The following is an 11,417-nucleotide window of genomic DNA, read 5'->3' on the forward strand; positions in this document are numbered from 1 at the left end:
CGGGCSGGKGGCCGGCAACCCTGCGATCAGCCCAGGATGCCCGGCAGATCCAGCCCCTTCTCCTTCGCGCAGTCGATCGCGATTTCATAGCCGGCATCGGCATGGCGCATTACGCCGGTGGCCGGGTCGTTCCAGAGCACGCGACCAATCCGCTTCGCCGCCGCCTCGGTACCGTCGCAGACGATCACCATGCCGGCGTGCTGCGAGAAGCCCATGCCGACGCCACCGCCGTGGTGCAGAGACACCCAGGTCGCGCCGCTGGCGGTGTTGAGCAGAGCGTTCAACAGCGGCCAATCGGACACGGCATCGGAACCATCGGCCATCGCTTCGGTTTCGCGGTTTGGCGAGGCCACGCTGCCTGAATCCAGATGGTCGCGACCAATCACCACCGGTGCCTTCAGTTCACCGTTGGCGACCATCTCGTTGAACGCCAGGCCCAGTCGATCACGGTCACCCAGGCCGACCCAGCAGATGCGCGCCGGCAGGCCCTGGAACTTGATCTTCTCGGCAGCCATGTCCAGCCAGCGGTGCAGGTGCGGGTTGTCCGGAATCAGCTCCTTCACCTTGGCATCGGTCTTGGCGATGTCTTCCGGGTCACCGCTCAGTGCGGCCCAGCGGAACGGGCCGATGCCACGGCAGAACAGCGGACGGATATAGGCCGGCACGAAACCTGGGAAATCGAACGCGTTCTCCACGCCTTCTTCCAGCGCCATCTGCCGCAGGTTGTTGCCGTAGTCCACGGTCGGCACGCCCAGTGCGTGGAAACCGAGCATGGCGCGGATGTGGTTGGCCATCGACGCGCGCGCGGCCTTCTCCACTTCCTTCGGTGCACTCACACGCTTTTCGTCCCACTGTTCGACGGTCCAGCCCTGTGGCAGGTAGCCGTTCACCGGGTCGTGCGCGGAGGTCTGGTCGGTCAGCAGGTCCGGCTTCACGCCGCGCTTGAGCAGTTCGGCCAGCACGTCGGCGACGTTGCCGAGCAGGCCCACCGACTTCGGCGTACCGGCCTTGCACGATTCGTCGATCAGGCGCAGCGCTTCATCCAGGTTGTCGGTCCAGGTGTCGAGGTAGCCGGTGCGCAGGCGCATGTCGATGCTGCTCTTGCGGCATTCGACGGCCAGGCAGGAGGCACCGGCCATCACTGCAGCCAGCGGCTGCGCGCCACCCATGCCACCGAGGCCACCGGTGAACAGCCATTTCCCGGTCAGGTCGCCACCGAAGTGTTGGCGACCCATTTCCACGAAGGTCTCGTAGGTGCCCTGCACGATGCCCTGCGCGCCGATGTAGATCCAGCTGCCGGCAGTCATCTGGCCGTACATGGCCAGGCCCTTCTTATCCAGCTCGTTGAAGTGGTCCCAGTTGGCCCAGCGCGGCACCAGGTTGGAGTTGGCGATCAGCACGCGCGGCGCATCGGCGTGGGTGCGGAACACGCCCACCGGCTTGCCCGACTGCACCAGCAGGGTCTGGTCGTCGTCCAGGCGCTTGAGCGTCTCGACGATGGCATCGAAGCTTTCCCAGTCGCGCGCGGCACGGCCGATGCCGCCGTACACCACCAGTTCCTGCGGGCGCTCGGCCACGTCCGGGTGCAGGTTGTTCATCAGCATGCGCAGCGGCGCTTCGGTCAGCCAGCTCTTGGCGTTGAGCGTGGTGCCGGTCGGCGCGGCGATGGTGCGGGACGGGTCGTTGCGGGTCATGCGGCGCTCCGGTTCGTAGCGAATTCAAGGCAGGCGTTGAGCACCTGCGCCAGGGTGTGGCGCAGCGGTGCGGCGTGGTCGGGGTCGAGCGGGGTGGGCCAGCTGTGTTCGTCCACCTGGTCTGGCAGGGGTTCGTGCATGTAGCCGCGGCAGGCCAGCTCCATCTGCAGGCTGTGCACGCCGCCGGCGACATTGCTGTAGTGGCGGGTGATCCAGCCGCCCTTGAAGCGGCCGTTGCGCACCTGGCTCATGCCACTGATCTTCAGCAGGTTCTCCACCACATCGCTCAACGCGTTGTCGCAGGAGGTATCCGGCGCACCGGAGGGGCCGGCGGTACCCAGGTTGAACTGCGGCAGCTCGCCGTCGAACAGGTGCGGGATGTGGGAGCGGATCGAGTGCGCGTCATACACCACGACAGTGCCGAACTTCGCACGCAGGCGCGTGATCTGTGCGGCCAGCGCATCGTGGTAGGGCAGGAAATACGTGTCGCGGCGACGGGCGATTTCCGCGTCATCCGGTTCGCGCCCGGCGTGGTACAGCGGCTGGTTGTCGAAGGTGGTCAGCGGGCACAGGCCGGTGGTGTTCTGGCCCGGGTACAGCGACACGCCGCTGGGATCGCGGTTGAGGTCGATCACCGAACGCGAGACCGCCGAGCGCACCGTCGTCGCGCCCATGCCGCGCACGAAATCGTACAGTTCGTGCACCCACCAGTCGGCGTCGCGACGTGCCAACCACGGCGAGTGGTAGTCGCCGATCAGGTCGTGCGGCAGCTCGCTGCCGGTATGCGGGAAGCTGACGATCAACGGGGCATCGCCTTCGTGCACCGTCAGCCATTCGGGATGGGTCTTCATGCCTGCGGTTCCACGGTTGGCAGCAGCTCGGCCAGGCCCTGCGCCAGCGCGCCGCTGCGGACCAGGTCGGTGGCGGTCACCATGTCCGGATGGAAGTAGCGGTCTTCTTCCAGCGTTGGCACCTGCGCACGCAGGGTGGCGCGCACGGATTCCAGCGCGGCGCTGGAGCGCAGCGGTGCGTGGAAGTCGCAGCCCTGCGCGGCGGCCAGCAGCTCGATGCCGATCACGTTGGCCGCGTTCTCGGCCATCTGCATCAGGCGGCGTGCACCATGCGCGGCCATCGATACATGGTCTTCCTGGTTGGCCGACGTCGGAATCGAATCGACGCTGGCCGGGTAGGCGCGCTGCTTGTTTTCAGAGACCAGCGCGGCGGCGGTCACCTGCGGAATCATGAAACCGGAATTCAGGCCGGGACGCGGGGTCAGAAAGGCGGGCAGGCCGGACAGCGCCGGGTCGACCAGCATCGCCAGGCGGCGCTCGCTGATCGAGCCGATCTCGCACACCGCCATCGCCAGCATGTCGGCGGCGAAGGCCACCGGCTCGGCGTGGAAGTTGCCGCCCGACAGTGCCTCGCCGGTATCGGTGAACACCAGCGGATTGTCGGAGACGCCGTTGGCTTCGATTTCCAGCGTGGTCGCGGCCTGGCGCAGGATGTCCAGTGCCGCGCCCATCACCTGCGGCTGGCAGCGCAGGCAGTACGGGTCCTGCACGCGCACGTCGTTGTCGCGGTGCGATTCGCGGATGTCCGAGCCCTGCATCAGGGTGCGCAGCGTGGCGGCGGTGGCGATCTGCCCGCGCTGGCCACGGATGGCATGGATGCGCGGATCGAATGGGGTGTCCGAGCCCTTGGCCGCTTCCACCGACAATGCGCCGGTGACCAGCGCCGCCTGGAACACGGTTTCGATTTCGAACAGGCCGGCCAGCGCATAGGCGGTGGAGAACTGGGTGCCGTTGAGCAGCGCCAGGCCTTCCTTTGCGCCCAGCTCGATCGGCTGCAGGCCGGCACGCGCCAATGCCTCGGTTGCCGGTAGACGCTGGTCACCGATGAACGCTTCGCCGACGCCCAGCATCACGCTGGCCAGGTGCGAGAGCGGCGCGAGGTCGCCCGATGCGCCGACCGAACCCTGGGCCGGCACCACCGGCAGCACGCCCTTGACCAGCATTGCTTCCAGCAGCAGCAGGGTCTCCTCGCGGATGCCCGAAGCGCCCTGCGCGAGGCTGACCAGCTTCAGCGCCATCATCAGGCGCACCACGCGGGCCGGCATCGGCTCGCCAACACCAGCAGCGTGCGAAAGCACGATGTTCCGCTGCAGGGTAGCCAGGTCCTCGCGCTCGATGCGCACGCTGGCCAGCTTGCCGAAGCCGGTGTTGATGCCATACACCGGCGTGCCCTTGGCGACGATGGCAGCGACGGTGGCCGCACTGGCGCGAACCACCGGCAGCGCGGCCGGGTCCAGTGCCAGCGGCACGCCGCGATAGACCTGCCGCCACTGGGCGAGAGTGACATGGCCAGGGCGAAGAACCAGGGTATTGCTCATGTGTTGCTCCAGGAGGCAGGCAGGTCGGGCTGCCCGCGCACCACGCGCGCGTGCAGCGGGTTGAATCCAATGCGATAGACCAGGTCGGCGGTGGCGTCGATGTCCCAGATCGCCAGGTCGCAGTCCAGGCCGACGGCGAGGCGGCCGATGCGCTCGCCATGGCCGAGCGCACGCGCCGCTTCACGGGTGAAACCGGCGATGCATTCATCCACGGTCAGGCGGAACAGGGTGGCACCCATGTTCATCGCCAGCAGCGGGCTGGTCAGTGGCGAGGTGCCCGGGTTGCTGTCGGTGGCCAACGCCAGCGGCACGCCGGCCGCGCGCAATGCAGCGATCGGCGGCAGGGTGGTATCGCGGGTGAAATAGAAGGCGCCCGGCAGCAGCACGGCGACGGTGCCGGCGGCGGCCATCGCGGCGATGCCGGCGTCATCCAGGTGTTCGATATGGTCGGCCGACAGCGCGCCGAAACCGGCCGCCAGTTCGGCGCCGTGCTGGTTGCTCAGCTGTTCGGCGTGGATCTTCACGGCCAGCCCGTTCGCACGCGCCGCCTGGAACACCTGCCGCGCCTGCGCCGGGGAAAACGCGATGTTCTCGCAGAACACATCCACCGCCTCGGCCAGGCCTTCGGCGGCGATGGCCGGAATCATCACCTCGCACACCTCGTCGATGTACTCCTGCGCCTCGCGGCCCGACGGAATCGCGTGCGCGCCAAGGAAGGTGGTGACCACGTTGACCCGGCATTCCTCGCCCAGCGCACGCGCCACCTGCAATTGCTTGCGTTCGTCCGGCAGGGTCAGGCCGTAGCCGGATTTGATCTCGAGCGTGGTCACGCCTTCGGCGCGCATCGCCAGCAGGCGAGGACGGCTTTCGCGGGCCAGCTGCTCGGGCGTGGCGGCGCGGGTGGCGCGCACGGTGGAGACGATGCCGCCGCCGGCGCGGGCGATCTCGGCATAGCTGACGCCCTGCAGGCGCTGCTCGAATTCGTTGGCGCGGTTGCCGGCGTAGACCAGGTGGGTGTGGCAGTCGATCAGGCCCGGCGAGATCCAGCGACCTTCACCGTCGATGCGGGTGGTCGGCTGCAGGTGCGCATCGCTGCCGGCGGCACCGACGTGGACGATGCGCCCGTCCGCGCAGGCCAGTACGCCATCGCGGATGACACCCAGGCCCTCGCCATCGAGGGTGATCAGGTGGACGTTGGACCAGAGGGTATCGACGTGCATGGCATCCACAACGCGGCTGTGCTTATATGTCTATACAATATAGGCGTCCATTTCGGGTTGTCCAGCCATGTCCGATTCGCGTTCCCTGCTCAGTTTCCATGCCGCCCACGCCTTGCTGGCCCAGGGCTGGGCATGCGATGTCCGCCTGCAGGTGCAGGACGGCCGCATCACCGCGATCAGCACGGGGCAGGGCGCGCAGGACGGCGACACCCGCGTCGGTATCCTGGTGCCGGGCCTGCCCAACCTGCACAGCCACGCGTTCCAGCGCGGCATGGCTGGCCTGACCGAGATCGGCGGCGGCGACGGTGACAGCTTCTGGAGCTGGCGCGAGTTGATGTACCGCTTCCTGGCCCACCTGCGCCCCGACGCGGTGCAGGCCATCGCCGCCCAGGCCTACATGGAAATGCTGGAAAGCGGCTTCACCCGCGTCGGGGAATTCCACTACCTGCATCACGATGCCGACGGCCATCCCTATGCCAACCGCGCCGAGATGAGTGCACGGATCGCGGCGGCGGCCGACCAGACCGGCATCGGCCTGACCCTGCTGCCGGTGTTCTATGCGCATGCCGATTTCGGTGGCGCACCGCCGAATCCGGCGCAGCGCCGCCTGATCCACGATGTTGAGGGCTTCGCGCAGTTGCTGGACGCGGCAAAGCCGGCCTTGGCCGCGTTGCCCGACGCGGTGCTGGGCATCGCCCCGCACAGCCTGCGCGCGGTCACCGGCGAGGAACTGGGCGCGCTGCTGCCGCTCACCGACGGCCCGCTGCATATCCATATTGCCGAGCAGGTGCGCGAAGTCGAGGCCTGCCTGGCCTGGAGCGGCCAGCGCCCGGTGCAGTGGCTGTACAACCATGCACCGGTCGATGCGCGCTGGTGCCTGGTGCATGCCACCCACATCACCGACGATGAGCGCGCGGCCATCGTGGCCAGCCAGGCGGTGGCCGGCCTGTGCCCGATCACCGAAGCGAACCTGGGCGACGGCCTGTTCCCGATGCAGGCCTTCGCGGGCGAGGGCGGGCGCTTCGGTGTCGGCTCCGATTCCAATGTGCTGATCGATGCGGCCGAAGAACTGCGCCTGCTTGAGTACGGCCAGCGACTGACCCTGCGCGGGCGCAACGTGCTGGCCCCGGATGCCACCCGCAGCACCGGCCGCTTCCTGTTCGAAGGCGCACTGCAGGGCGGCGCGCAGGCGCTGGGCGTGGCTGCCGGCCTGCAGGTCGGCGCCAGTGCCGATCTGGTTGAACTGGACGCCGCGCATCCGGCGCTGCAGGCGCGGCAGGACGACGCATGGCTTGACAGCTGGGTGTTCGCCGCACGTAATGGCGCGCTGCGATCGGTCTGGCGCCATGGCCGCCAATGCGTGGCCGAGGGCCGCCACCTGCAGCGCGAGGCGATCACCACTGCCTTTGCCGCCGCCTTGAAGGGCGTGCTGGGCTGATCGCCTTCCACCACCGAGACCCCATTACGTGAAGGCCAGCAAGTCCGCCACGCTCAACCAGCGTATCCGCAGCGATCTGGAAAGCCGCATCCTCAGTGGAGAGTGGGCGCCGGGCTTCCGGATTCCGTACGAGCACGAGCTGATGGAACAGTACGGCTGCTCGCGGATGACGGTGAACAAGGTGCTGACCGCGCTGGCCGAGAGCGGCATGATCGAGCGCCGCCGTCGCGCCGGTTCCTTCGTGGCGCGGCAGCCTCCGCATCTGGAGCAGGTGGCGCTGGAGATTCCGGATATCGCGATGGAGGTCGGCTCGCGCGGCCACCTGTACGGCTATCGTCTGCTGCAGCGGGACCTGCGGCTGGCCGACGCCGGCAATGCCGGCGAGGTGGAGTTGGCCGGTGAGCAGGAGTTGCTGGCGATGCGCTGCCTGCATCTGGCCGATGGCCGCCCGCTGGCGCTGGAGCATCGCCTGATCAGTCCGGTGGGCGTGCCCGAGGTGCTGGAGGTTGATTTCAACACCACCGCGCCGGGCAGCTGGCTGCTGCAGAACGTGTCCTGGACCCGCGCCCAGCACCGCATCAGCGCCTGGGGCGCAGACGCCGTCAGCGCCAGACTGCTGGACGTGAAACCCGGCACCGCCTGCCTGGTGATCGAGCGCCTGACCTGGCGCGGCGAACAGCCGATCACCCGCGTGCGGCAGGTGTTCCTGGGGGATGCTTGGGACCTGGTGGCGCGCTTCGCGCCTGGGGCGCGCTAGGGTCGACCCCGCTCCGGACACGCTGTCGCCTTGAACTCTGTCGGGGCGTGTGTACGATGTGTATCGTCCCCGCATGAAGAGCAGGGACCTCATCCGGGATCTGGAGGCGGCAGGTTGGACCTGTCGCCGGATTCGCGGATCCCATCATGTATTCGTGCACCCGCAGCACCCTCACATCATCACCGTGCCTCACCCAAGGAAGGATCTGGGGAAAGGGCTGGTGCAGGCGTTGCGGAAGCTCGCAGGACTGACGTAGGAGGTCTCATGCGATATCCAGTCTTGATCGAGGCAGGCGATGAGCGCACCGCGTGGGGTGTGGTCGTTCCGGATCTGCCGGGGTGCTTCTCGGCGGCCGACACGCTTGAGGATGCGCTCAGCGCTGCCGAGGAGGCTGCGCTCGCCTGGATTGATGCGGCCCTGGATGACGGGCGCTCGATTCCGACACCTTCCGCGCCACAGAAAATCGCCGCCGAGGCATCCAAGGACATCCGTTGGATTCTTGCGTACATCTGCATTGATCCGGCCCTGCTGGACGACACCATCGAGCGGGTCAACATCAGCCTGCCGCGTCGCATCCTGGCGAGGCTGGATGCGCAGGCCAGAGCGGCGGGTGAATCGCGCTCCAGTTACATCGCCCATCTCGCAGCGTTGGGCTGAGCAGGCACCATGTAGCGCCGAGACGATGCTCGGCTGCTGTTCGCGCGATGAGTCGAGCGTGGCTCGACGCTACAGAGGCATCCACGCATGGCGTGGATCTACCGAGGGTTCGCACGCACCGGGTAATTCCAACCGGGATTCAGTAGATCCACGCCATGCGTGGATGCGGCCTCATCAATACGTGGCGCACTGCCGCCAGCGCACCGGCTCGTCCACGCCGGGGCGGGCGTTGAGCTGGATGCGTACATTGCGCAGGGCGGGATAGCGCAGCACTTCCTCGCACACGCGTGGCCACACCGCTTCCAGTTCACCGGTGCGGTTGATCGCCAGGGTCTGCCGGGTCAGCCAGACGCCGCTGGCGATGCCGGGCTTGCCGGCCAGGGCGCGGGACAGATCGGCCTGGAAGCGCTCCAGCGTGGCGGCATCCGGATTGGGATTGCTGCGTTCATCGGTGCCCGCCGCCGTCGGCGAGGGCACCGTGGTGATGGGCGGTGCAGCCTCGCTCGCTTCGGGTGCTGCTTCGGCTGCAGGGGCGTCCGCTGGCGACGGGGCAGTCTCAACTGGCGCTGCGGCAACGGGCGCGGTGTCCTCCACATGCAGGCCCTGCAGGCCGAGCCCGACCAGCAGGCCCAGCGTCACCGAACCCAGCGCGGCGATGGCGATGCGTCGCAGCGCCTCATGCCGGGCACGGGTGCGCACGCGCGATTCGATGTCCGCTGGCAGGTAGGGTTGCAGCAACGGCCACAGGCGGGGGCCATCAAGGACTTCCACCGCCTGCTTCTCGGCAGCGCTGCGGCCATCGCGTTCGATCCGGCCTTCGGTCAGCAGCACGCCCCCCTTGGCGCCGGCCAGGCGCGCGGCGGCGCCCAGTTCATTCACTGCGGCGGTGCCGATACGGTAGGCCAGGCCATGCTTGCAGGACACCAGCCACTGGTTGGGGCCGTCGCTGAGCAGGAAGTCGCTGCTCGGCTCGCGGGATTCCTCCGCCGGGTCATTCAATTCACGCAGGCCGCGCTGTTCGCGCAGCATGCGCTTGACCAGCACCGAGAACTCGCGCCAGTGCATGCCGGCCAGCGCCTGCAGGCCCAGTTGCATCTCCTTCTGCCGCCGCTTGATCCACCACAGATAGACAACGGCCAGGGAACAGGTAAGCAGGGCCGACAGCAGGGCCAGGATCCAAGGGAGCATGCAGGAGGTGCGCGGAAGGGGCGAATGCGGAAGACGACAGTGTAAAGGTCGCACTATCCGGCTGGGTCAGGACGTTCCTGACAGGAAGCGTGATGGAACGCTCAGATCGGCATACAGCGGGCATGAAAAACCCGCCAATCCTGAAGCCGTGAGGGGAGGGAACAAACGGCAGCCGAAGCGATTGGCGGGTTGCTCGCGATTGTCAGTCAAAATTTATTGCATTGCAACAATCGATGTTCAGGGCACGCTGTCCGGCGACTGATGGCTGCCCGGTGCGGGGGCATCGGCGCCCGAGGCCGCACGGTTTTCCAGTTTGGCCAGCCGCGCGTGCAGGGCGTCGATACGGGCTTCCAGCGCGGTCACCGCGTCGGCAGTGGGCACGTGCAGGCGCTTGAGCACGCCCTGCACCTGGTCATCGAAGGCCTTTTCGACCTTGTTCCAGGTGCCGGAAGCCTTCTCGCGGGCCTCATCCAGTGAGGTTTCCACGTTGTCGCGCCAGCCCGGACCCTGTTCGCCATTGCGCTCACGGCGGCGGGCTTCCCAGGCTTCGCCTTCCTTCACCAGGCCATCGAAGAAGCGGCTGCCCTCGGCCTGTGCGCGGCCCAGGGCCCCCAGGCCCGCCAGCCAGACCTGCTGTGCCGAGTCGCTGAGCTTGCGCGAAAAGCGCTCGGCCTGGTCACCGAACGAGGCGTCGTCGTTGCGGCGGTCATCGTTTTCGTACTGGTTCATCGCACTTCCCGTGGGAGTTGGGCCTGGCCCGAGAGTAGCGCGCGTTGCCGTTGCACGGCCGTGACGGCCGCCGCCGGGGTTCAGCCCAGCTTTTCCTTCAGCACGCGCTGGATCTCGCCTTCCACCATGCCTTTCATCGCCGACAGCAGGAAACCCAGCTTGGCGGTCACGCGCACGGCGCCCGGCTGCAGCTCGATCGCACCATCCACGCCGCTGCCGGAGAAGTTCAGCACGTCGGCGGTCCAGGACGACTTCAGGCCGAAGCGCTCGGACAGCTTGGCGGCGACCTGTTCGATCGCGGCGCGCGCCTGTGCGTCTGGCAGGGCGTGGGCGTGGCGGACATCGATGGTGGACATGCAGGCTCCTGGCGCAGGGCGGGGATGATCTATGAGGGCGAGCATTGTGCGCATCGAGGGCCGTCGCGCCAAGCACTCATCGCAGGTTCTTCTTCGTTGGCGGCCAACCTGCTAGGCTGCGCCGCGTGCAGAACCTGCTTGTTCACTTCAGTCAACAACAACAGCCCGACCAGCCGCTGCGGCCCGGGGTGCAACGCATCGTGCGCCAGGCCAACGGCAGTGTGCGGCTCGGCGACGCCGGCCACGGCGCCCTGCTGCTGGCGCAGTTCTGCATGGACGATCGCGGCCTCTGGCTGCAGGTCGGCAACGGTATCCGCGGCATCCACGTGAATGGTCGACCGGTGCGCCGCATGGCCCTGCTGCGTGCAGGCGATGCGGTGTACGTGGATGGGGTGGAGATGGTACTGCAGGGCGAGGTCGAGAGCCTGCTGCAGGCGCCCGCACCGAAGAACGATGACGGCAGCGACGAGCAGCAGCGCCTGCTGCGTGGTGTTGGTGGCCTGCATCATGGCCGCAGCTTCACGCTGTCGCGGGCCCGCCTGGTCGGTCGCGGCAGTGAGGCCGACATCGCCATCGACGATCCGGCCTTCGCCGAACAGCACGCCCGCGTGGAAGTGCACGGTGATCGTGTGCTGCTGCGCGATCTCGGCAGTGCCGACGGCACCCGGGTCAACGGCGTGGCCGTGCGCCACTGCTGGCTGCAGGCCGGCGACCAGGTGGTGTTCGATGGCCAGCACCGTTTCGTGCTGGAAGTGCCGCACGATCCACGTCGGCGGCCGCTGCCGGCCGAGGACGAGGCCAGCGAGGACGCCGAACAAGCGCCGGTGCTGCCGGCTGCACCGCGCAGGGTCCGGCGCTGGCCGTGGCTGCTGGCCAGCGCCTTGTTGCTGGCGGCAGTGCTCAGCCTGCTGCTCTGGTTCGGCGCGCGCTGACGGTAGTGCCGGCCGCTGGCCGGCAGCCGCCGCCCCGTATCCCCSGGGTTGGCSGCC

Annotated in this window: 12 protein-coding genes; 5 read left to right on the forward strand and 7 right to left on the reverse strand. The window is 68.0% G+C overall.

The window, feature by feature from the left end; translation table 11 throughout:
- Nucleotides 1-26 precede the first annotated feature (26 nt).
- Genes hutU through hutI form a run of 4 tightly spaced genes read right to left on the reverse strand, consistent with a single transcriptional unit; the run spans nucleotide 27 to nucleotide 5,303 of the window.
- Nucleotides 27-1,694, reverse strand: a complete 1,668-nt coding sequence (hutU, locus tag D7T59_RS20710; protein WP_014037699.1) for a urocanate hydratase — start codon at nucleotides 1,692-1,694, stop codon at nucleotides 27-29.
- The gene (gene hutG / locus D7T59_RS20715; RefSeq protein WP_164135844.1) at nucleotides 1,691-2,545 is read right to left on the reverse strand and encodes an N-formylglutamate deformylase; all 855 of its coding nucleotides are present in this window, start codon (nucleotides 2,543-2,545) and stop codon (nucleotides 1,691-1,693) included. Before hutG ends, hutU begins: the two co-directional genes overlap by 4 nt.
- A complete protein-coding gene (gene hutH / locus D7T59_RS20720; RefSeq protein WP_180853485.1) occupies nucleotides 2,542-4,083 on the reverse strand; it encodes a histidine ammonia-lyase in 1,542 nt (513 codons plus the stop codon). The genes hutG and hutH overlap by 4 nt, the downstream gene beginning before the upstream one ends.
- On the reverse strand, nucleotides 4,080-5,303 hold the full coding sequence (gene hutI / locus D7T59_RS20725) for an imidazolonepropionase (protein ID WP_180853486.1): 1,224 nt from the start codon (nucleotides 5,301-5,303) through the stop codon (nucleotides 4,080-4,082). The genes hutH and hutI overlap by 4 nt, the downstream gene beginning before the upstream one ends.
- 67 nt (nucleotides 5,304-5,370) lie before the next feature.
- Between hutI and D7T59_RS20730 the strand changes: the two genes are divergently transcribed.
- The 4 genes from D7T59_RS20730 to D7T59_RS20745 all read left to right on the forward strand — a co-directional run bounded on the left by D7T59_RS20730 (nucleotide 5,371) and on the right by D7T59_RS20745 (nucleotide 8,155).
- Nucleotides 5,371-6,741 (forward strand): formimidoylglutamate deiminase, encoded by a 1,371-nt coding sequence (locus D7T59_RS20730; RefSeq protein ID WP_180853487.1) that lies wholly within the window; start codon nucleotides 5,371-5,373, stop codon nucleotides 6,739-6,741.
- 28 nt (nucleotides 6,742-6,769) lie between these two features.
- On the forward strand, nucleotides 6,770-7,498 hold the full coding sequence (gene hutC / locus D7T59_RS20735; protein ID WP_180853488.1) for a histidine utilization repressor: 729 nt from the start codon (nucleotides 6,770-6,772) through the stop codon (nucleotides 7,496-7,498).
- 73 nt (nucleotides 7,499-7,571) lie between these two features.
- Entirely contained in the window at nucleotides 7,572-7,754 is a 183-nt protein-coding gene (locus tag D7T59_RS20740; RefSeq protein WP_107433137.1) for a type II toxin-antitoxin system HicA family toxin, read from the forward strand.
- 23 nt (nucleotides 7,755-7,777) lie between these two features.
- Nucleotides 7,778-8,155 carry a type II toxin-antitoxin system HicB family antitoxin gene (locus D7T59_RS20745; protein ID WP_232273989.1) on the forward strand — a complete coding sequence of 126 codons (378 nt, stop codon included), beginning with the start codon at nucleotides 7,778-7,780 and terminating at the stop codon, nucleotides 8,153-8,155.
- 174 nt (nucleotides 8,156-8,329) lie between these two features.
- Here D7T59_RS20745 and D7T59_RS20750 read toward each other — a convergent pair whose 3' ends face one another.
- From D7T59_RS20750 to D7T59_RS20760, 3 genes are all read right to left on the reverse strand, one after another.
- Nucleotides 8,330-9,343 (reverse strand): restriction endonuclease, encoded by a 1,014-nt coding sequence (locus D7T59_RS20750; protein WP_180853489.1) that lies wholly within the window; start codon nucleotides 9,341-9,343, stop codon nucleotides 8,330-8,332.
- Nucleotides 9,344-9,580: 237 nt separating this feature from the next.
- Nucleotides 9,581-10,072: a phasin family protein gene (locus tag D7T59_RS20755; RefSeq protein ID WP_180853490.1), complete on the reverse strand. Its 492-nt coding sequence runs from the start codon at nucleotides 10,070-10,072 to the stop codon at nucleotides 9,581-9,583.
- 80 nt (nucleotides 10,073-10,152) lie between these two features.
- Complete coding sequence (locus D7T59_RS20760) at nucleotides 10,153-10,428, reverse strand: polyhydroxyalkanoic acid system family protein (protein ID WP_005417302.1); 276 nt, start codon at nucleotides 10,426-10,428, stop codon at nucleotides 10,153-10,155.
- Between the two features lie 125 nt (nucleotides 10,429-10,553).
- Here D7T59_RS20760 and D7T59_RS20765 point away from each other — a divergent pair, with 125 nt between their 5' ends.
- Complete coding sequence (locus D7T59_RS20765; protein WP_164135838.1) at nucleotides 10,554-11,360, forward strand: FHA domain-containing protein; 807 nt, start codon at nucleotides 10,554-10,556, stop codon at nucleotides 11,358-11,360.
- The last annotated feature ends 57 nt before the right edge of the window (nucleotides 11,361-11,417 follow it).

This window comes from Stenotrophomonas maltophilia (assembly GCF_013464915.1).
GTDB lineage: Bacteria > Pseudomonadota > Gammaproteobacteria > Xanthomonadales > Xanthomonadaceae > Stenotrophomonas > Stenotrophomonas maltophilia_AT.